The sequence below is a fragment of the Paenibacillus sp. J22R3 genome, assembly GCF_056269305.1.
In genome coordinates, this window is sequence record NZ_JBWDNS010000001.1 from 801,043 (window position 1) to 822,845 (window position 21,803).

Here is a 21,803-nt window from a genome sequence, read left to right on the forward strand (position 1 = left end):
CAAGGAGGACGCATATGCCAACCGATAAAAGAATCATTGTCAAATTCAAACCGGACTTTATAATTCCTTATCAAGACGCGGCAGAGCAGTTTTTACCGGAGCCCGTCTCGATCATGTGGCAGCAACTGACGAACCTATTTCCCGCCGCGTTGTTAACCTTGAATAGGCTTGTGCAGTCTCATACGGCGGATCAGCTTGCCGCATTGTTGAATGCCGCCCGGGACATAGCGGGGCAAGAGCCTCCGAATCTATTGTCGATTATGGCCATGGAAGTTCAAGGCTTCGTCGATCGACCGACGCTCATGGCAGCTCTGAATGCATTGCCTTTCGTTGAATACGCCTATGAGGAATCGCCGCTCGAACAGGCTACCATAAATTTCATAGACGATCCCCTGGCAGCCACTCAAGCGTATTTACTTGCGGCGCCTATCGGAATCGATGCTTTTTCCGCATGGAACTTTGATGGCGCGGACGGAGCGGACGTCAAGTTTCTGGATATAGAATGGGGCTGGGACCTTACCCATGAAGATTTAATGGGCGCAGGCATTAATGAACTAACTGAAAGCGAGCCCGGAATCGAAAATGTAAAGCATTCGACTAAATGTCTTGGGATCGTCCTCGCACAAGACAACGACAAAGGGATTATCGGTATTGCGCCAAAAGTAAAAGGAGCCGTTGCAAGTTCACATAAACCAAATTTGTCGGAAGTGCTTCTTAGATCCCTTGAATTTCTAGAAGACGGAGATGTTTTGCTTATTGAGGATCAAACAGAAAAGTGTGAGCCGGTCGAGATGGATCCCCATATCGCGTTAATCATCCTCACCTTGTCTATCCTCGGTATCACCGTCATCGAACCAGCAGGCAATGGCCGCCATGATCTAGACACCATCTTGCGCAGCGATGGAACAAGCTTTGAGCGAACGACGTTCAACTTTTTCGACTCGGGAGCCATCATGGTCGGTGCCAGAGAAGCAGGAGTCCCTTCCCGCATATCGTTCTCAAATTTCGGAAGCCGCATAGACTGCCATGCCTGGGGAGAGAGAATCGTCACAACGTCTCCGATTCCCAGCTTGCTTGGGCGATACACGGGCTTGAACCCACTTGGCGGCGGTGATGAGGGTTTGGGTTTCGGTGGAACTTCGGGAGCCAGCGCCATTATTGCTGGTGCGGCGATCGTCATGCAAGGCATAGCCAAAAAGCAAGGAAAGAAACTATCCCCTTTCCGCATGCGCGAACTTCTTTCAGGTTCGTTCAATACCGCTACGACGAACGCAGACCGGATAGGCGTCATGCCGAATCTCAAAGAAGCCGTCAGCCGCATTTAGGAGTGACGAATGAAACCAATAATTTCTGCTTTTCTAGGAAAGATTAGGAGGCTTTAACGAATGAATACTCTATTTCCATCCACTTATATAAATTTATTAACAGAGGATTCCGTTTTAGAGCAATTTTTACTAAACGCTGTAGGGGAAGCTTCCAACCATTTTCCTAGTATCATCCCATTTCGTCCAGCAATCTCTTTGGTAGCAATTGATGAATCTAATTATGTTTATTCACATGCTGGAATACGAGCAACTGATTTTTGTTATTCAGCAAGTCTACTGAAGATAGCAGCTTTATATGCAGCATTTGAATTAAAGAAAAGTATCAATAATCTTGCTGAAGAATTGTTTCCAGCTGCACCGATTGACTTTAACGGTTTATTCATACAAACACATATGCAGTTCGATCAGATCATCACGGATAGTTTCCGGGATATTATCATGCGGCTTGGCATTTCGCCAATTTCTCCAGAAATTTTATCAACAATATACCCACCAAAATACGAGGAAATCTTTATTCTTCATACCGACAACACGATTCATTTCAGCCCGAAGTTTGTAAATAATCTTCATGACATGATTGTTCTAAGCGATAATAATGCCGCAGCGGCTTGCATTAAATCGCTTGGTTATTGTTGGATTAACGGATCATTGGAAGCAGGAGATTTCTTCACTCCAAACCCAGAAAGTCAAAGTGGCATATGGCTTGCCGGTACTTTTAACCAATCGTTGCCTTATATACGAATTCCAAGTGTGAACGACGGTCCTGTTGCTCAAGCTACGACTTGTTACGATATGGCCAGATTATATGCGCATATTTTTAATGGAACGCTCATTGAAGATACGGTTAGTTCTGCAGTGATAAATACGATGCTCAAGGAAACTGCAATAAGAGAACCATCTTTTTTAAACGTAGTCCGGTTTATACCAAGCATAATACCGTCCACAATAGATTGTTTCGAAACGAAAATAGGATTGGGTCCTTTGAAGTCTGGTGTAATTGTTGCATCTGAAGGGACTATTTTCACGCACAAACCATCCGGGAGAAAATTTATTACTGTTTGGCAGGATTGTATTAATGATACGACAGCGCATAATGCTTTACGATTTATTATTGAGCATACAATTGAAAGTTATATAAACGCCACCGCGTAATGCTCTACTAGATACATGATAGCCGTTTTCTTCCAATAAATGGAGGTGTGAATCAATGTCAATCATCGGACTTGACGGGATCCGACAGGTGAATCATGATCGTGCTGAATTGCAGCAGCGCGCGGCGCAACAACGTTACAAGGAAAGAACCGAAACGCGAGAACAAGCCGCCCGTAAGCTCGAATCGAAAAATCCGCTCGAAGCCGACACAGCGGAGCGGGCTGCCCGGCGCCAAGCTATGATCCATCCGAGGAACGGTCTCGCGATGGAGCGTTTGATCGGAAACAACGACATGTTTCCGATTAATTACCTGGAAGCGGGGCTTAAAGCAAGCAAACCGGTTTGCAGGATCGAAGTCAGGGATCGCGTCGGAAGAGTGCGCGGATACGGCACGGGGTTCCTTGTTTCGCCTTCATTGTTATTGACTAATAACCACGTTTTGGAAGATGAGGATACGGCGCTTTCCAGCTTGGCGCAATTCAACTATGAGCTGGATCTTCAGCTGCGGGAGCAGTCGGTTGCAAGCTTTCGTCTGAATCCCACTCGTTTTTTCATGACGAATTCGAAGCTGGACTTTAGCCTGACAGCTGTAGAGACCATGTCCGCCGACGGACGCAAATTGAGCGATTTCGGGTTTTTGCAGCTTTTGAGGCAGACGGGGAAAGCGCTGGTAGGCGAATCCGCATCTATCATTCAGCACCCGGGAGGTGCCCCTAAAGCCGTAACGATCAGAGAAAATAAAATTATGGACATCTTTGACGAGTACGTCCACTATGCGTCCGATACGTTGGAAGGATCGTCGGGATCGCCGGTTTTTAATGACGAATGGACGGTTATCGCACTTCATCATGCCGGCGTGCCTGACGCTAATGACAGCGGCAAATTCATCGCGAATGAAGGTATACGCATCAGCAGCATCATGTCATTCGTTCTGGAACAGCAACACTCCGGTATAAGCGGCGAGCAAACAGCGTTGATTGATGAATTGATCCAAAGCGGACAATCCGCCACAGAAAATCCGGAATCAAAGGAAGCAGAACAATTAAGCATCGATAGATACGCAGGGCTAACCGGCTACGATCCCTTTTTTCTCGGCAATGATTATAAAATACCTCTTCCCGAATTACGGGAAGATCTGCAGCAAGACATTGCTCCTCTCAAGACAGGCGATAAAGTATTGACCTACACCCATTTCTCTATCGTGATGAGCAAAACCCGCAAGCTGGCATATTTCACTGCGGTAAATATTGATGGTAAACAATCGACTGAATTGAAACGTGGGGATGACAAATGGTATTTCGATCCACGGATCGATAGCGCATTCCAGTGCGGTCCGGAACTTTACAGCAATAACAACCTCGATCGCGGGCATCTGGTTCGCAGACTGGATCCGGTTTGGGGCAAATCTGCGGAGGTCGCGAATGAGGATACGTTCCATTTTACGAACAGTACGCCTCAGCATGCCAAATTAAATCAACAAACGTGGAATGACCTGGAAGACTACATTTTGCAAAATGCCCACAATGAGGGATTGAAGGTTTCCGTTTTTACGGGACCGGTCTTTCGATCGGATGACATGCGTTATAGAGGCGTTCAAATTCCAGGAGAGTTTTGGAAAGTTGTCGTAATGGTAAAGGCCGACGGAAGCCTGTCGGCAACAGCTTATCTTCAATCGCAAAAAAATCTGATTACGAATCTGGAGTTCGCTTATGGTGAGTATCGTACCTATCAAGTGCCGGTCGCTCAAATTGAAGAGGTGACAGGTCTGCGGTTCGGCAATTTGCGCGAGCATGACCCGATGGGAATGGAAGCAGAGTTGACACATGTGGTCGGAGATACAGAGGACATCAAGCTGTGAATAAGGAATAAACGAAAAATGAGGTGGCTATATAATGTCAAGAATCACAGTAAGGATAACTTTTCAAAACTTAACCGATCGACCGCTTTCGAAGGTAGCTGAAGGGATTGATCATGGAAGCTGGACTCAGGGGCTTGAAGCTCCGTTGCGGATTGAGCCAGGACAATCCGCGTTGTTTCAAAGCGAAGGAAACTCGATTATGGGCGAAGTTCCAGTGACCGGAACCGATGGATGGATTAGTTACAATATCATCGGAGAACCCCCGGGTTCCGACACCGTGACTATACGTTGGAATAGCCCTCTGGTGGAATCGCAATTTGGGAACACCTATCAAGAGCAATGCCCTCCGGGTTTCGAATTATCTCATACAGGCGGTCAAGGTCATGCGGCAGAGCCCGTGTTTTCATTTCGTCCTGCCGAGATGCATCTAACGAACTTTCGACCAACAGCAAATGGCTTTCATTTCAAGAATACGGAATGGAGCCCATCACTTATCGTTATGACCGTTGGTCAACTGTTTCACGAATTGCATAAGGGTCTTCCGGTTCCTTTTAGTTTAATAACCGCGCCTTTCGAAGTAGCGTTTCAAGATATTCCCCTCACGCGCGCGAATGCTGGACTATGCGGAGGGATGGTTTTTGCAGCTATGGACTATTTCAACGGCGGGATGTCGATTCCGACCCGGATTATGACGCCTGCCGCCTCCAACGATCCGCTATTCCAATATATCCGCGATCGGCTCGTAGAAAGTTTTGACTTTGCTAATAGAGGCAGCAGGTACTTGGCCTATCAATTTCCCATGTATCCGGACGGTGACGACAATGTAGCGGGAGCGGTGGGCTTATGGCGTGGTCGGGCATGGGTAACTTACCGCGAAACGGTAGAACGAGTGCGTGCGGATATCGATGCTGGAAGACTGTCCCCCATTGGTCTAATACAGGCAGTATCCTATAACCCGCTTGATCTTGGAGAGCATCATCAGGTAATTGTATGGGGATATTTTCAAAACGCGTCACAGATGACTTTCTATATCTATGATCCGAATATACCTAATAAAGATAATGTTTCATTGACTTTCTGGACAGACGATACCACTCAACAAGTGAAAGTATGGCGTACGATTGATGGAGGGCCTATGGAAGAAACAAAAATTCGTTGTATTTTGTATACAGAGAGTTATCAATTTAAGAACCCGCCGGTACTCGAGTAAATCGCATAAGTCACCCCCACGCTTGACCAAGGATGGGGGATTCTGCAGACGAGGTGTTTGAAATGCAATTTACGGATTATGTTCCTGTCTTTTCATTGCTCTTGTCTGCAAGCGCATTCTTATATACCTACATCTCAAATACAAAGAGATATGAGCTAAAAAGCACAAAGCACAAAGAATATTTGGACTGGTATTCTAAAACGATCGAGGCTCTGATTGTTTTAAGGAATGAAGTTTGTAGTGATTTTTCAGATAGACAAGAATATATTCGAGATCTAAAGTCAAAACTGTCCGTACTCATTGAAATAGGAAGATTCTATTTTCCGAATTTGGACTTAAATGATGGATTTGGCGAATCAAAGCAATTGGCTTTTAGAGGCTATCGAAAGCCGATTTTAAGTTTCCTTGTCTATTCGCACCGGATATTCGAATTAGATGATGCGATAAAGTATCGTCATCATTTGGAGGAATTGCAAAGAGAATTTACATCCTCTATGTTCAAAAATCTAGATCCAAGAGGATTTAATAAAGAGATCAAACGAAACATTAAAAAAGATTTTGCAATGGAAGATAAAATTAACGGATTTGATGTGTTTCTGGAAACCCGGAAATTATACGTTCAACCGAAAAAAATAGAAAATGAGCTTTCTGAATCCTTTAAAAAGGAAGGGTGATAATTAATGTCGATTATTCGGTAAATGTCCTTTGTAAGAAAGTTAATAAATAATAAATTCCATTAACGTCCCGAGTGTTTTGACTTGTGGATTCAGACACCTGAAATGCTAAACTAACGGAACACGATAGTTCAATAACATCGCCATATGAGGCTGCCGCATAAAATCGGCAGCCTTCGTTACGATAACGGGCAATAATGTTAGGGATATCTATTAACTTTTGTGCAACTATACGATAGGACTTTCAGTATAATAATTGCATCAGAGCCTATCAGGAATTACGAAAGCCTGAGAATACCGCTTTTCCGGATATCTGCCCATATGCCTATGCTTATGTATTTTGGAAACAATCGCTGCTAAGACTAGATCGTTTTTACAAAGAGGGGAAGCAGGATATTGTAATTGGAGGAGGAAAGGGGCGGGGTTGTCACACAGAGTTATTTGAAGAGGTGATTGAAGTTTTCTTGAGAAACCTTTTTGATTTCTCCAATCTAAAGGTTATTGAAAATAACCAATTGGTCCATTGGATCCTTAACAAAATCACGGTGCATTTATGCCTTGATTTTTTTAAGGAGTGGCTTAAAATTGCTGGCCAAGGATCAAAGGAACTGACAGTCCCATCAATTATGAACTTAACAAAAATGAAAGAAAGATGTATCCCTGAAATGTTGTTTCAATTCGATTCGGATATGAGATGGAAACAATCAATAGAGTTTTATCACAGCCATTGTCGAGAGAACATCCAGGATAGTTTGAAATATTTGTTATCAAGCCAATTATTTGGAACCTGCCCTTACGAAAAGAAGTCAGAACAATTAAAACTACTTGAACCTGACGGCGTTTTTGCTTCACCTTCATGTTCATTCGAATCTCCGCCACATCCCGCTAAGGCAATAACAAAAATACAAGCAATAAGAACACTAACTAATTTCTTCATTTTTGATTATCCTCCAATTAACATATTTATCGCCCATTTAAGCTGCCAGTTAACAGCGCAGTAACCCGCTCCAAATTGGGAGCGGGTTTATTCTTGTTCATTTTTATTGATTGATTTTAAATAAGTCACAGGGATCCATGAGAGCCATAAAGTTCAATATCCCAGTTTGAAGGGCAATTATGCTGCAAAAGTAGTATTTTTCGCTTTCCATTTTTCAAGTGCAATGAATAGCCAGAAACTATAAATTCCTAAAGTGATAAAACACAAAAGCCACCATTTAATCCAATTACCGAATAAGCCTATAGCGGTACCGTGGAACTGTAGTCTCCGTCCCTCAACTACTGTATGGTTTATTCTCCACCCATACATCATGCACAGAGCCCATGGATAACAAATACCTAACGTGAAAACAGTTACAATTATACCTAGAATTGACCATCCGATATAAGATAATAGTCCACCGTCGAAGTAAGATCTGCCTCCACCAAATTGTACATTTTGAACATTCACATTAACAGGCGTTATTTCCACTGCTTAGTCCCCTTTGTTATTTTTATACTCCTTTGTCATTATTCAACATAGGTCGACAGAATCCTTCACAGCTTCATTATTTCGTCGTTTAGTAATTTATACCTATTCCCAGAGTGGATCTTGCAATTAAGATTTAGATCAGAAAAGGCAGCGTTTATCGGCTGACTTCGGGTTCTACCGCTGAGTCAAAACGAACGATTTATGGATTCTCTCGCAAGAAAAAATCCTCCTGCTGAGCATAGAATAGCAGGGGGATTATTTTCATTTAGACCGTTTATTCGGAAACTAGAAACTACGATATAAGTGGTGAAAGAAGCGCCTAAAGGGAGCTCTGGCGTGAATTAGCAGCAGCCGAAGAGTAATGCTCGATCGATACGTTGCAAAGCGTTCGCTCTGCAATTAGCAAAAAGACCGGCCACTTGGTCATACCCCTGTCAAGTAGACAGCTGAAAAAAGCTAAGCAGCCAACGCGCATCGATACTCAATCGGTGCGCGTTGTTTTAGTTTGGCTTGAAAACGGTGGTAGTTGTAGTAATAAATGTACTCCTCCACCGCTTGCTGAATTTCCGCTCCTGAATTAAACTGTTTGAGGTACAGCTTCTCTGTTTTGAGATGCGAAAAGAAGGATTCGATGCATGCGTTATCCAGGCAGGTTGCTTTGCGAGAGTGGCTGCCTTTAACGCCGAATGCCTCTAATCGTGTGTTGTACGCCTGAGACGTGTATTGGAAGCCCTGATCCGAATGGAGCACGGCTTCCGAGACGTCTCTTTTTCTTGTCCACTGCGCTACGGTATCAAGGACGAGCTCTACATCGTTTCGTTGGGATAACTGCCACGCGACAATTTCGTTGTTAAAAAAATCTTGAATAACGGATAGATAATGAAATCGTGTTCCGTCCGAAATATAGGTAATATCCGTCACCATTTTCTGTTGTGGCGCTGTGGCTTGAAATTGACGGTTTAAGCGATTTGGAAACACGACAGAAGGGGTGTAACTGGACTGCTTTCGCTTCTTTCGAATGATCGACTGGATCGATAGTTCTTTCATAATTCGCCATACTTTCTTGTGATTTACGTTGTAGCCTGCCTCCCAAAGAGCATTCGTTATGCGAGGGTAGCCGAATTCTGGATGCGCAAAATGGATGGCCATCATGTGTTCCTTGATCTCATGATCTCTGTCTTGCCTCGCCACGCGCTGAGGTTGTGTAGCTCGCCATTTGTAATAACTGGACCGAGGTATTCCCGCAATGGCTAGCAAGCCTGTAACGCCGTGCAAGGGACGTAGTTCCTCCATTATTTCGTAGTTCTCTCGCTGGTTTGGCGCTTCTCCCTTACTAGATTTGGATACCGCTTTTTTAAGTAATCCACCTGCGCCTTCAAGTAGTCTCGTTCTTCCTCAACGCTGCCAAAAGTTGTGCGAGGGCGTCCCTTCAGAGGGCTTAGCTCGTTACCTTTTCGCTCATCGAATGGCTCCCCATTTTGCCACTTCTTTACCCAAACTTTCAGTTGGGTACAGCTTCGAATTCCTTCACGTTCGGCTATTACTTTGTAACTTGCTGAGCCTTCTATATATGCTCGGACCGCCTTCAGTTTGAATTCTTCAGAATACGTCTGGAATGTTTGTCCTTTTTTAGCCATAAAAATATCCCCTCCAAGTGGCACTCGAACCTCCATGATAACATGTAGGTTTTTTTTGAGTGTCTACTTGAAGGGGATAATACCAACTGTAGTCCGGTCTTTTTGCTATGGATCAGGACAAGATCCAAATCATTGTCCGATCGCTAATTTTGGCTAAATGAAAGAGAGACTCATTTGAGTCTCTCTTTCTTAAAAGAGTGGTGGTGACGTCTTTAGCCTAACCAGAACTCACCCCGACACTCAAAAACCAACTTCTTAGGGAATCGGATTTATTGTCGTACTTGTGCTTATTTTCGACAGTATTCACATTTCCTATTTAGTAAAATTGTCTTATTCAGCATGGTTAAATCATTTGATTTCAGGAGGCATAGGGAGATTAGATGAAGAAGAAAAAGTTTATACTTAAGCGGAATGATTTAGAGTTTTCAGAAAGACAAAAGACGTACATTGATTATCATATTACTTTGCATAGCAACTGGAGAAACTTTAAGGATTTAATCTCTATTGAGCTTGTTGGAAAAGTGCAAGATAACCACTTCATTGTTCGTGTTGAAGAAACGGATACAAAATGGCATTCTTCTTTTTCTCGAGAGCTCTGTAGGAAGGCCAGTCTCGACAATTTGAAAATCACCACAGAAAGTGACGCTTTTTTATTTGATGTCATTGAAGTCTGAATAGTCCAGTATTGCATGCGATGAGAATGACATACGTTGGAATATTAGATCAGATCGAAACAAGAGAGGCGTTGAGAAAATGACCATTATCCATGTAAACGAGTTTCGTGGTCCATCGTATGGTTACCAAGGAAACCCTGTCGCAATTAGTTTTCATTACAATGGAACCGATGTAGCCTATTCAAAACCTTCAACCGTTCACGGACCACACCATATTGACCAGCACGATATTGAAGTGTTACAGACTCGATTTGGCGACCTGATTCCAAGTAAAACTGACAAGTGGTACAAAAACATCGTAACAGACTGGGGCTACGACGTAGAAGAGTGCCTATGCAGGTTGATGTCACGAGAGGAGATGCTGGAGCTGCCAGGAAGAGAAGGTGTATTTTTTAAATGGTTCGGGCCACTATGGGTTGCTGAAGATAACAGGAAGAAGAAAAGAAAGCTGGCGAGGCGAACTTATGCTGAACAGATGTAGCAAATGCGATCACCACTAAGGAATAGGGGAAGTAGATAAGAAGCAGTATCGCAGAAGTTTTAGAGGGGCCAGATAACTCTAAATTAGGGGGCCATGAATGAAAGATATGTGGTATAAAGCCTTGCAGGTGTTTTTAAACTCATTAGCCAAAACAATCGCAATTGTACTGGGGAGTTATCTTTTTTTAATAATCATCAATGCTCATGTAGTTAGCTGGTCTAAGGGTGAATTAAATATATTGTCGTACATCTGGAGAATAGCAGTTATATTAGGCGGTTGATAATACAAAAGACCTAAGCTTGCTTCTGAATTAAGTGTTAAACACGCTAGGTATTGGATTTGCTGAGCAGGCTGCGTCAAACATTCAAAGATATATAAATATATATTTCCGCTTCCTATTTAGGGATCGGAGTTGTTGTATTCAGGTAAAGATTATACATATCGCCTGCGTTGATTGCCGAACTGGATAATGCAAAACCCGCTTCCAGTAAATCTCACGTTGTTGTAATACTGTCGGAAGTCAAGAACATTGTCCCATTAAATGTCGCGTAAACCGCGGCATTTTTTATTTATGGGATCAAGTTCTTGTCATGGGGCGATGTCAAGAACTTGATCCCATTCCCGTTTTGTGACAAGAACATTATCCCATTCCCGACATTCATGTCAAAGGACAAGAGGATTGGATTATTGTTAATGATTTTGCCTACGGCGGGACGACAGTGATTCTCAACACACAGTATTTGGAGGAGACCTCAATAGTTTAGTTTAGTTTAAAGAATCAAAACTAAATATCCAATGTTCGTCGGAAGAACAGCAAGCAAATCCAACATTAATGAGTTAGAACGCCAATTAAAAACGAAATTGCCAGAAAACGAACCAGATGATGATTAGGATGGAATTTCATATATGATGTGGGGGATATAAATAGCATGATTCAAGAATGTACTGAGTATGAGCCTGGGATTTCAGTATTACAAGACGTGAGTTGCTCACATGGCAGCGGCAATCCAGTCGCGAATATGGCCCACTTGATCAACTCAGAGATGACATGTTCGCATTCATTTCTGAATATCGAACACTCATACGCATGAAGTCCGTCATCTCGGATCCCGCTCCATGTTACCCATACTGCCTTGGCGTCATAGGTCAATAAAGTATCGCATAAATTTGTAATGAATCTCACATGGAAATATTAAACACCGCAATATGCTACATCCCTGAAACCGTTAAGCCGTTCGCGGCGGTACATAGTTTAGAATTATTACCTATGCCTAAAAAGTAGGAAGTGTCCATCATATTATGAGCGATTTTCAATCATTTGGAGACACAGCGAAAGGCTTGTCGAAAAATCCTCTGGGAATCATAGCGCTGTTTATCGTGTTGGTATATGGATTCGCCTCATTAATCATTGTTTTTTCAAATTCGTTAACTACGCAAGAGAGGCTGCCGATCATCTATTTTCTTGTTTGTTTTCCTGTCCTGGTCCTCGGAGTATTCGCATGGTTAGTTAGCCGCCACACCGGAAAATTGTACAGTCCGAGCGATTATCGCGATGAACACAACTTTATTCGCGTTGCCTCGGCATTAACTGAAGCAACGATTCGAAGACAACTGAAAGATAATAAAATGGACATCAACAAATTGCCTGACAATATACCCGACAAAATAGCTGGTGCCATCAAAGCAGCTGCTCCTAATAGCAGCGCGTCTTCGAGTCTCTGGCATAAACGAATCCTTTGGGTCGATGACAATCCAGATAACAACATTATGGAAAGAAAAGCTTTCGAAGAGCTCGGTTTGAAGTTTTCTATAGCAAAGTCAACAAATGAAGCACTTGATATGCTCAGATACAATAAATTTTCAGCCATTATTTCAGATATGGGCAGGCTTGAAGGGCCTAGAGAAGGCTATGTATTATTGGAATCGACCCGCAAGATGGGCAATTTAACGCCTTTCTTTATTTATGCCGGATCGAATCTACCGGAGCATAAACGAGAAGCTTTGGAGAAAGGTGCCCAAGGAAGTACCAATAACCTACAAGAGCTGTTCGTTTCAGTCAATAAGGCGATTATAGATGGGGCTAACATTAGATAAAGGGTATTCAAATGAATTTTAACGGAATGATGCAAACATTCAAATCAAAAATAGGCATTTGAGACTATTGGAAAAATAAGCCATATAGCGAAATAATAGTGATACGAACGCCTAACTTTGTAAACGAAGTGCAATGACCGGGACCTTATGTAATTATTAACCAATATTAGATACAAAATGTATCTATGATGCAGCCTCCTTATTTCCCCTACCAATAAAAAAATCTTCTTCGCGAATCATCCCATTTATTCGCTACCTTGTTACTCTTGTCCACTCATAGTGGAACATCTCAAATAGATGTGTTTTTCTTTCTTCAGAAGATTATCTACTCTACTTTTATCCAGGCAAAGTCTAGATTCCTTATTAAAGTTAATCAAATATTATACCAACCTAATCAATTGGAGGGATAATATGCCGCTTGCTTTAAAAGATTGGCCATTAATTATTTGCGGTCCCATCTTACGGGAGGTCGTCGATGATTCGGCAACCGTCTGGATCGCGCTCAAAACATCTCGTCGGGTTACATTGCGCGTTTATGAAGTTATCGACGGATTTGACGGCAATGTGGCGCCGAATACTGTCGATGGGGGTGATCGGGAGCGGGCTCCTGCTGTACTGATAGGGACTAGCCGTACAATGAAACTTGGAACGAACCTCCACGTAGCTTGCGTAACGGCAACCAATGGCGAGCTAATACCAGGAAAACTTTATTGCTATGACCTGGCGTTTGGAGATCCTCCTGCGATGCCGGATGCACCGCTCGAGAACGTAAATGAAATCGGCTCTAATCTATGGACAGAAAAGCTGCTGGGGAAAGATGGCGATACCAGGCTGCTTGGTTACAATCCTGGTCTTCTTCCCCGGTTCGCTCTGCCCCCTAATGATATTAGGAATTTAAGAGTGTTCCACGGTTCTTGCCGTAAGCCGCATGCTCCGGGGACCGATGCATTGACGAGCCTTGACGGCATTATTAGGGAATCACTTGATAGACCGCTGAGCCAACAAGCTAACGTTCGCCCTCATCAACTTTTTCTAACTGGAGACCAAATCTACGCAGACGATGTTGCAACACCGTTGCTCTACGAGTTGACGCGCACTGGCAACATGCTGCTCGACTGGCTGGAACAATTGCCGGTTTCGCCGTCAATATCTAAAAATGTGATCGATATTCTACCTACAAAGCGGATGAAAATTGTTTGCCAGGATATTGAGAAAAACAAAGAGCAGAAGATCGAGAAATTTACGAGTACAGAAGCATGGAATCATCTGATGTCTCTTGGGGAGTTTTATGCCATGTACCTTTTTACCTGGAGCCCTGAGCTGTGGCCAGCCGATTTGCCATCAAGCAGGCAAATTTTCGAAGGATTAGATATTTTGGACGATGATGAGCTTAATAATTACAGGCGTTTATACAAAGATGAACTAACCCATGAAGACGTCAAAAAGCTCCGCGACCGATATATCAGCGAGATGGAGAACATTAAACATTTTCGGTCGACACTACTAAGGGTCCGACGAGTGCTGGCAAACATTCCTACTTACATGATGTTTGATGATCATGATGTAACGGATGATTGGTACATCAACGGCGAATGGACCAAGGGTAATCTTAAAGCGGACAATAAGCTCTCACGCCGCATTATCACCAACGCATTAACGGCATTCTCAATATTTCAAGCTTGGGGCAATACCCCGGAGAGGTTTACGAGGGGGCCCGGAAAGCAACTGCTAGAATCGGCTGAAAAATGGAACGGCACGAATGCAGCTGAGTTAGATAAAATTACCCGCTGCGTAGGGATTGATTCCATAGCTCACCAAGTCAATGTGGGAACAGGGACCGTCCCGGCGGATTCTGAGCGACTCGAATACCACTTTACCAAGCGCTGGTCCAAACATCGAGTCATTGTTCTCGATACACGGACCTGGCGCAGCTTCGGCACAGACAAGGGGGCTCCAGAGCTCATCTTACCCGACTCGTTGAGTCAGCAACTGAAGGCAGCGAACCTTGCTCCCGATGCAACCGTCGACATAACTTTGGTCGTCTCGCCGAAACCGGTGTTCGGCGTTTACTGGCTTGAAGAATTGGTGGAACCTCTTGCTCACAAGTTCCTGGGTTCGTATATACCGGATAAAGAAGGTTGGAAGCTTCAACCGAAATCCTTCGCGAGTTTGCTTAGCAGACTAGGTAGCGGCGGAAAAGTGGTTCTGTTATCCGGAGACGTTCACTATGGGTACAGCATACGTTGTCAGTTCTGGGAAGAACAACGTACCGCGGTATTCGTTCAACTTACTTCAAGCGCATTAAAGAACGAAGACCCGAACATGACTTACAAAGTACATATGCAAGGGCATAAGCCTATTTCTGATTCGCCATTGATGCCGCAAGAATTTATATATTGGGAGAATAGTGCAAATAATCTTCGACTTGCTTTATCATCTGACAAACAGGATCTAGTTTCATATGGGAGTTTTCTAGACACTGTATATGGACCGATTTGGGAAATCGCGTCCGGGGAACGCCATAACGAAAGGATCATCAACAGTACCTTCGTGAAAAAAGCAAATATTCAACCAGACAGCATGTACCGCCTCGAGTATTTATCAGAAACACGCGCTACAGGGAATGAACTAATAAAAGAAATGAGTCTTCCAACCGTTGCGACACCACCCGATTCCGCAGATAGAAACAACAGCCTTGGTACTTATAAGGACGTGGGAGCTTTCCATTGGGAATATTTGAATAACAAAGGTGCCGGAAGAGAGGCGGTAGGTCTCAATAACATAGGTGAAGTCACATTTGAATTGAACCCGCCAAAAGTTTACCACCGCTTGTGGTGGTGTTTGCCCTTGACCGGAGATCTAAAGCCCTTAACACAGCACGAGATGAGCCTCGTTTCTTCCGGGAACAAACCGTCAATTCATATCGAACCATAGGAGTAGAATAGGATGGAGGTGTGCTGTGGCGAACAATTTCCAGCAGATCGTATTCAGTGAACTCTCTAAGATGTTGATGCCTCTTGAAGAGAGCTGCCGCAATCCGGGGCAAATCCCTAGAATATTTGCCGAGATCGGATGGGATCTCAACGCAATTAGCGGTTTTCCGCTCGATGATTTATTAGCATCACTCGGACAGTTTTCGGCTGAATACGGGCAGATCGTCAATTTTGCAGAGCAACCGCCTACCAGCTTAACGGAGATGAAAGACGCTCTTGATACCGTACAAAGAATATTGGGTCAGGTGCGCGGAATATCCTCGCTTATTTCCGAGATAGAACGCCCTGCAAATTTCGATCTGGTGGCGCAAGATCTGATAGAATATCTCTTCGTTCGGTATCTTATCATTGAACATCCTGTTCTATGGCATGTCGCAGTTCTGTTAGGACTGGCTGATGACACGGGTACTGACGCTCATCATGTTGATGCCGTTACGGACATGCAGGGGAGACTATTGCGTTATCCTCATCAACGGCCCAGGCTGCACTTGAGCAAGCTGGGAGATTTGCTCCGTGATCCGGTAGCGATGCTGAAGAATGAGTACCTAAGTCCGACTGGACTTGCGAATGCAGAGGATACAAGTACTACCGCGAAGAAATTGTTCGGGAGGCTCAAGTATCTTTTTTACGCCCTTGGTTTCGACGCAGTCTACGGTATTGACTTTGATTCCGGATACGACTTAGGTCCAATCGGCAATGAGCTCGCTGATAGCATGTTGAGCGTCGCATTTCGTTCTTATGCCTCACCAGACGTGAGTACGCAATTTGGAGCCACACTTGCGCTCTCGGCGGAGGATAAGGGAGACCTTGGCCTCGTCGTGGTTCCTTTTGGGTCACTCGAATTCCACCATCAATTTCCTAGCTGGCTTCTGGATATTTTATTTTCCGCGGATTTTCAAGCATTTGCCATTGGGAAGCATGGACTGACCCTTATGTCGGATGCAGGAGCAGACAAGGTTATGCTTGAGGTAAACGTGACGAAACAAGTGGAGGATGGACTCGCTTTCCAGCTAGGTAGTGAGGAGGGTATTCACGTGAAGGCAGGCCAGTTCTCCATCTCGGGCTACGCAAGCCTGAAGAGGGATGAACAGGACTACGGAATATTGTTTGAGATTGGCGAAGCGGCATTAATCATTAAATCCGCCGATAATGATGGTTTCCTCCGGAAAGTTCTCCCGCAAGACGGGTTTCAATTTGAATTTGATCTCGCGCTAGGATGGTCCAAACGCAAAGGTCTTTATTTCCGCGGAAGCGCGGGGCTTGAGACGACGCTGCCGATTCATGTGGACATGGGATTCTTAAAAGTGGATTCGGTCTATTTGTCTCTTCAAGCCGTCAACTCCGATATTCAAATGCAGGTAGGGACAACGGCGAGCATTAAACTCGGACCCTTCGAAGCTACAGTGGAGCGGTTCGGCATGCGATATGCGTTATCTTTTCCTGATAATAGCGGAAACATGGGACCGTTTCACCTGTTACCTGACTTCATGCCGCCGAAAGGGGCCAGCATGATCATTGACGCTTCTGCCGTTTCAGGTGGAGGATATCTATTCTTCGATCCGGATCTTGAGCAGTACGCCGGCATCCTGCAGCTGGAAATTAAAGGCGGTATCGCTCTTAAAGCGGTCGGTCTTTTGACCACCCGCATGCCGGACGGATCTAAGGGTTTTTCACTTCTCGTGATCATATCGGCTGAATTCCCGCCAATTCAGCTCGGTTTCGGTATCACTCTTAACGGAGTTGGTGGTCTGCTCGGCGCGAACCGCTCAATGAACTTGGACGTGCTGAGGGCAGGCGTGAAAAACCGTACGCTCGATTCAATTATGTTTCCGCCCAATCCCGTGGCCAACGCCTCCCGAATGATTAGTGATTTGCAGTCAATCTTCCCTCCGTCACCGGGCCGCTATGTATTCGGTCCGATGGTGAAGCTGGCCTGGGGAACACCGACGGTACTTACGGCTGAGTTGGGTATTCTGCTCGAGCTACCCTCACCCGTACGGCTGGCACTGCTCGGGCGAATGAAGCTTGTTTTGCCAAAGGAAGAAGCGGCGATTGCCGTGATCCATATGGATGTCATCGGTACGATTGATTTCGACAAAGGGGATATCTCGATCGATGCCACCCTATACGATTCGCGTCTTGCCATGTTCGTCCTTACAGGCGATATGGCGATGAGAACGAACTTTGGCGCCAGTCCGGTATTTGCGTTGGCGCTTGGCGGCTTCCATCCAAGATTCCAGCCGCCTCCCGGTTTCCCTGATTTAAAACGGTTGACGATTTCATTGGCGGATTCCGACAACCCCCGTTTGCGGCTTGAATCCTATTTGGCCGTCACGTCCAACACGTTTCAAATAGGCGCACGGCTAGACCTTTACGCTTCAAAAACATTCGAAGTTGATGTCATTATAGACACCATTCGAGTTGAGCTTAGTGTGGAGGCCTACTTGGGCTTTGATGCACTACTTCAATTTAATCCGTTTGGGTTTATTGTCGATATCAGCGGGGCTGCTGCAGTGAAGATCAACGGAGTGAGCTTATGTGCAGTACAAATCCAGCTGACACTGACCGGACCTAAGCCGCTTCATGCGACAGGTAAAGCGATGTTGGAGTTCGTGGGGAAACGGGAAATCGGCTTCGATGTGACCGTTGGGGACCGACAGCCTCCGGTTGAAATACAAACATTTAACATCATGGAAGCATTGTCCAGCGCCTTAAAAGACCGGCGAAACTGGAGCGCGCAGCTGCCCGGCGACGGCAATATGCTGGTCACGCTGAGGCAAACTCAAGAGCAGGGCGAGGACGTGCTTGTTCACCCTCTGGGGGAGCTGACCGTTAGACAGAAAGTGGCGCCGCTAGGCCTGGAGATTACGAAATACGGCAATACAAAGCCAGAAGGAGAACGCACGTTTCAAATCAGCTCCATAAAGTTCGGTACAAGTGACCAAGATGTAACTAAAATGCCCGTTGTGAAAGATGCGTTTGCGCCATCCATGTTTTTCGAGATGAGCGATGACGAGAAATTGTCGCGACCGGCATTTGAGCAGCTTCAATCCGGCGTAAGCGTCATGCCGACAAATTATGCCATTGGTCAAGCGTTATCCGCCGAATTTGAGTTTGAAACGGCGGTGATTGACAAAGAGGAGATTAAAACCAGGAAGCTCGGCCTTCAGATGCTTGATGCGGATACTTTCTCGATTCTTACGGATCAGGGCGCTGCAGCGAATTCTCGGATGAGAAGGTCTGGCGGAGCCCGGTTTGCCGGTCCTGGCAAAAAGGTAGTACTGAAAGATGAGGCGTATAGTGTGGCAGGCTCAAATGATCTAAAGCAACCAGTTGGTAATCAATTTGTGCCAGCCAGTGGCGTCACCTACATAGAGGCTGCGGAAGTGCTGCGTAAGAGCGCCAGCAGCTCCAGGGTTGGGCAGCTGCAAGTGGTTGGAAGTTATGAGGTGGTGAGCTAATGGCGTCTTATACTTTTTTACCATGGGTGAGGGAGGGCCTCGCGAGTAACATTCCCGCTGATTTGATGGATCCACTGAATGGTCCGCTAGTCAGCCGGGTTCAAGTGCCGGTCAAGTTAAGAATCAATGCGGCTCTTGAAGTCGAAGTCCCTGTAGCGCTCTATGGACCTGGCGATGTGACGGGCTTCGATCAGCGTCAGGTATTGCGGACAGAACCTCCTCATCTGACATCGGGGTTCGAATCCAATTATTTTGCTAGCATCGAGTTTGATCGGCCAGATTTTCCATGGCTGTTCACGCCTGCGAGCGCAAATAACTCACGTCTGCGCCCTTGGGTAGTCCTTGTAGTGTTGAGCAGCGAGGAGGCTAGCGTTTTAAAGCCGACTTCAGCCAGATCACTACCTGTTTTAGAGATCACTGCTCCCGCAAAGGAGAAGCTACCCGATTTATCTGAATCGTGGGCATGGGCACACGCGCAATTGAATGGCGACGCGGCGCAGGAGCAGGAACTGCGGGCGATGCTAAGCGGCAATTCGCAATACAATCTTTCCAGGCTGGTCTGCCCGCGCAAGCTGATTCCCAACAAAGCATATGTTGCCTGTGTGGTGCCTGCTTTTAAAGCTGGCGTTCAGGCGGGACTCGGAGAAGCGATAGATGAATCAGCCAATCTCGAGCAGGCTTGGACTGATGCGGATACGGAAGAGCTTCGCCTACCGGTCTACTATCATTGGGAGTTTTCCACGGGCGAGGAGGGAGACTTTGAGGCGCTTGTATGGGCACTGGAACATCGTCCTATGGATCCGAAACATGTCGGCGTGCGGCCAATGGAGTTGATAAATCCCGGGTACAATGTACCCGGAGCCGATTCTCTCATCTTAGGTGGTGCACTTCGTGTCCCAGAATTAGATGCGAATACGCCGGATTTAAGTGATTTGACCGGTGTGCCGCTGCCTTTAGTAACTGCACTGGAAAATGTCCTGAAGTTGCAAAGTACGTTTGAAACCACATCTTCCCCCGAAGAGATTAAGGTTGCTCCTCCGATCTACGGGAAATGGCACGGAGCAGAGAAAGTGATTGCCGATACCAGCCGTCCATGGCTAAGGGAGCTAAACCTGGACCCGCGGTATCGTGTAGCCGCTGGTGTCGGCACGCAGATTGTACAAGAGAAGCAGGATCAGCTGATGGCTTCCGCCTGGGAGCAAGTCGGGGAAATCGAGCGTGCCAATCAGGCACTCCGCCAAGCTCAGCTTGCGCGATCGGTGGGAGGTGAGATACATAAGAATCACCTAAGCGCTCTGCCGAAAGAGTCGCTGCTGCAGATCACCGGTCCAGCCCATACCCGGGTGCTATGGGACGGGAAGACGGTCCGCTTCAAAGCAGGGGAATCCCAACTAACGGAGATGCCCGCTTCGGCGGCCTTCCGCCGGATCACCCGCTCACATGGCCCGATGGCAAAGCGGATCACCGGGGGCGGGGGAATTCAGAATCTGGACCTGATCCGCGGATTGAACACAGGGAGATACCGTCCGACACAAGCATTAAAGGCACCATCCGGCACCGCCTTGCACGATGGGATCGAAGGTGATTCCGACATGCGCACCTTAAGTGAGGCTACGCCAGATGCGCTGAAGGCAATCGATCCATCCGCCAGCATAAATGGCTTTCGCGACGCTGCCATTACTATGCAAGCCGCCCTTCTCACGGCAAGGGATCCTCGGCTTCGGGATCCGAACTGGCCATCTTCCTTAAACCTAAACGAAGCATGCCAGATACTCTTAGATCGACTGGATCCGGAGAAGACGGTGGCCAGGCGCATGCTTGCACGCCTCGACTATTCAGATACTTCGTGGAATCCTGAAGATCCGATTGAACCGATCATGGCGGCGCCGGAATTTCCGATACCGATGTATTCGGCGCTTGCGGAGCTATCACAAGATTGGCTGCTTCCGGGATTGGAGCATGTACCTTTTAATACATTGACACTGCTGGAGACGAATCCGAGATTCATCGAGGCGTTCATGGTCGGCCTCAATCATGAAATGAGCCGCGAGCTGTTATGGAGAAGATATCCTACCGATCAGCGAGGGTCATATTTCCGCCAGTTTTGGGACATGCGCGGCCGCGTGCCGCGCCCTCAGTCGCTAGATGATGGGAAGGACATTCCGAGAATTCAGGAGTGGAAAGAGGCTTTAGGCTCTCATCTCAAAAACTCTGATGTGGCGGAGCAAATGGTTCTTCTGATTCGCGGCGATCTCCTCCGCCGCTATCCAAACGCAACCATCTATGCTGTCAAGGGGGAGTGGATGATGGTCGATGGAAGGCCCTCCCGTCAGCCAACGTCAGAACAGAAATTCCCCATCTTTAGGGGTTCACTCGCACCGGATATCACGTTTCTGGGGTTTGATCTGTCGAAGGAAACAGCCAAAGGAGAGGACCCTAATTCAAATTTGGCCGGCTGGTTCTTTGCACTGCAGCAGCAACCGACCGAACCGCGGTTCGGTCTTGACGAGACGCCGCCGAAAGCCGGCTCTAACGAGCCTGCGACATGGGGCAACCTAAGCTGGGAGGATGTCTTCTTGTCACAAGGCGGCTATATTCAGCTCAATCGCGGGCAGGGAGGCAGCGGACTGAAGGATAACTTTCCTAAGCCGAATACCACCGCGAATGTGAATTGGGGCTTTGGCTCAAGCTCCGCAGCGTTAGCCTATATCACCCTTCAGCGCCCGTTTCGAACGTTTATTCACGCCAGTGACTTGCTTCCGAAGTAAAAATATGG

At 46.1% G+C, this 21,803-nt stretch carries 15 protein-coding genes; 13 read left to right on the forward strand and 2 right to left on the reverse strand.

All coding sequences use genetic code 11. The features are described from left to right. Positions 1-14 precede the first annotated feature (14 nt). From AC0YN4_RS03620 to AC0YN4_RS03645, 6 genes are all read left to right on the forward strand, one after another. Positions 15-1,325 (forward strand): S8/S53 family peptidase, encoded by a 1,311-nt coding sequence (locus AC0YN4_RS03620; RefSeq protein WP_475835173.1) that lies wholly within the window; start codon positions 15-17, stop codon positions 1,323-1,325. A 60-nt stretch (positions 1,326-1,385) separates the two neighbouring features. Beyond that, the gene (locus tag AC0YN4_RS03625) at positions 1,386-2,477 is read left to right on the forward strand and encodes a hypothetical protein (RefSeq protein ID WP_475835174.1); all 1,092 of its coding nucleotides are present in this window, start codon (positions 1,386-1,388) and stop codon (positions 2,475-2,477) included. 55 nt (positions 2,478-2,532) lie between these two features. Then, positions 2,533-4,335, forward strand: coding sequence for a DNA/RNA non-specific endonuclease (locus AC0YN4_RS03630; RefSeq protein ID WP_475835175.1), 1,803 nt, complete (start codon positions 2,533-2,535; stop codon positions 4,333-4,335). Positions 4,336-4,369: 34 nt separating this feature from the next. Then, positions 4,370-5,545, forward strand: coding sequence for a hypothetical protein (locus AC0YN4_RS03635; RefSeq protein WP_475835176.1), 1,176 nt, complete (start codon positions 4,370-4,372; stop codon positions 5,543-5,545). Between the two features lie 32 nt (positions 5,546-5,577). After that, positions 5,578-6,219, forward strand: a complete 642-nt coding sequence (locus AC0YN4_RS03640) for a hypothetical protein (protein WP_475835177.1) — start codon at positions 5,578-5,580, stop codon at positions 6,217-6,219. A 449-nt stretch (positions 6,220-6,668) separates the two neighbouring features. Next, positions 6,669-7,220 carry a hypothetical protein gene (locus AC0YN4_RS03645; RefSeq protein WP_475835178.1) on the forward strand — a complete coding sequence of 184 codons (552 nt, stop codon included), beginning with the start codon at positions 6,669-6,671 and terminating at the stop codon, positions 7,218-7,220. Between the two features lie 113 nt (positions 7,221-7,333). On the opposite strand, the gene AC0YN4_RS03650 is transcribed toward AC0YN4_RS03645, so the two are convergent. Continuing rightward, positions 7,334-7,666 carry a hypothetical protein gene (locus tag AC0YN4_RS03650; protein WP_475835572.1) on the reverse strand — a complete coding sequence of 111 codons (333 nt, stop codon included), beginning with the start codon at positions 7,664-7,666 and terminating at the stop codon, positions 7,334-7,336. 477 nt (positions 7,667-8,143) lie between these two features. Beyond that, a protein-coding gene (locus AC0YN4_RS03655) for an IS3 family transposase (protein ID WP_475835179.1) occupies positions 8,144-9,324 on the reverse strand; the annotation gives its coding sequence in 2 pieces (ribosomal slippage) (positions 8,144-9,045 and positions 9,045-9,324; 1,182 coding nt in all). A 380-nt stretch (positions 9,325-9,704) separates the two neighbouring features. On the opposite strand from AC0YN4_RS03655, the gene AC0YN4_RS03660 reads away from it, so the two are divergent. From AC0YN4_RS03660 to AC0YN4_RS03690, 7 genes are all read left to right on the forward strand, one after another. After that, the gene (locus AC0YN4_RS03660) at positions 9,705-9,998 is read left to right on the forward strand and encodes a hypothetical protein (protein ID WP_475835180.1); all 294 of its coding nucleotides are present in this window, start codon (positions 9,705-9,707) and stop codon (positions 9,996-9,998) included. Positions 9,999-10,077: 79 nt separating this feature from the next. Next, the gene (locus AC0YN4_RS03665; protein ID WP_475835181.1) at positions 10,078-10,479 is read left to right on the forward strand and encodes a hypothetical protein; all 402 of its coding nucleotides are present in this window, start codon (positions 10,078-10,080) and stop codon (positions 10,477-10,479) included. A gap of 97 nt (positions 10,480-10,576) precedes the next feature. Continuing rightward, positions 10,577-10,759, forward strand: coding sequence for a hypothetical protein (locus AC0YN4_RS03670; protein WP_475835182.1), 183 nt, complete (start codon positions 10,577-10,579; stop codon positions 10,757-10,759). Positions 10,760-11,778: 1,019 nt separating this feature from the next. Then, positions 11,779-12,573 carry a response regulator gene (locus AC0YN4_RS03675; protein WP_475835183.1) on the forward strand — a complete coding sequence of 265 codons (795 nt, stop codon included), beginning with the start codon at positions 11,779-11,781 and terminating at the stop codon, positions 12,571-12,573. Positions 12,574-12,984: 411 nt separating this feature from the next. Further along, positions 12,985-15,507 (forward strand): metallophosphoesterase family protein, encoded by a 2,523-nt coding sequence (locus AC0YN4_RS03680; protein WP_475835184.1) that lies wholly within the window; start codon positions 12,985-12,987, stop codon positions 15,505-15,507. A gap of 25 nt (positions 15,508-15,532) precedes the next feature. After that, the gene (locus AC0YN4_RS03685) at positions 15,533-19,027 is read left to right on the forward strand and encodes a DUF6603 domain-containing protein (protein WP_475835185.1); all 3,495 of its coding nucleotides are present in this window, start codon (positions 15,533-15,535) and stop codon (positions 19,025-19,027) included. A gap of 65 nt (positions 19,028-19,092) precedes the next feature. Beyond that, positions 19,093-21,795 carry a hypothetical protein gene (locus AC0YN4_RS03690; protein WP_475835186.1) on the forward strand — a complete coding sequence of 901 codons (2,703 nt, stop codon included), beginning with the start codon at positions 19,093-19,095 and terminating at the stop codon, positions 21,793-21,795. Positions 21,796-21,803 lie beyond the last annotated feature (8 nt).

Coding starts and splice junctions, on each gene's coding strand:
- AC0YN4_RS03625 (WP_475835174.1), top strand. CDS start 1,386: ATGAATACTCTATTTCCATCCACTTATATAAATTTATTAACAGAGGAT.
- AC0YN4_RS03660 (WP_475835180.1), top strand. CDS start 9,705: ATGAAGAAGAAAAAGTTTATACTTAAGCGGAATGATTTAGAGTTTTCA.
- AC0YN4_RS03690 (WP_475835186.1), top strand. CDS start 19,093: ATGGATCCACTGAATGGTCCGCTAGTCAGCCGGGTTCAAGTGCCGGTC.
- AC0YN4_RS03635 (WP_475835176.1), top strand. CDS start 4,370: ATGTCAAGAATCACAGTAAGGATAACTTTTCAAAACTTAACCGATCGA.
- AC0YN4_RS03665 (WP_475835181.1), top strand. CDS start 10,078: ATGACCATTATCCATGTAAACGAGTTTCGTGGTCCATCGTATGGTTAC.
- AC0YN4_RS03675 (WP_475835183.1), top strand. CDS start 11,779: ATGAGCGATTTTCAATCATTTGGAGACACAGCGAAAGGCTTGTCGAAA.
- AC0YN4_RS03630 (WP_475835175.1), top strand. CDS start 2,533: ATGTCAATCATCGGACTTGACGGGATCCGACAGGTGAATCATGATCGT.
- AC0YN4_RS03620 (WP_475835173.1), top strand. CDS start 15: ATGCCAACCGATAAAAGAATCATTGTCAAATTCAAACCGGACTTTATA.
- AC0YN4_RS03670 (WP_475835182.1), top strand. CDS start 10,577: ATGAAAGATATGTGGTATAAAGCCTTGCAGGTGTTTTTAAACTCATTA.
- AC0YN4_RS03640 (WP_475835177.1), top strand. CDS start 5,578: ATGGGGGATTCTGCAGACGAGGTGTTTGAAATGCAATTTACGGATTAT.
- AC0YN4_RS03680 (WP_475835184.1), top strand. CDS start 12,985: ATGCCGCTTGCTTTAAAAGATTGGCCATTAATTATTTGCGGTCCCATC.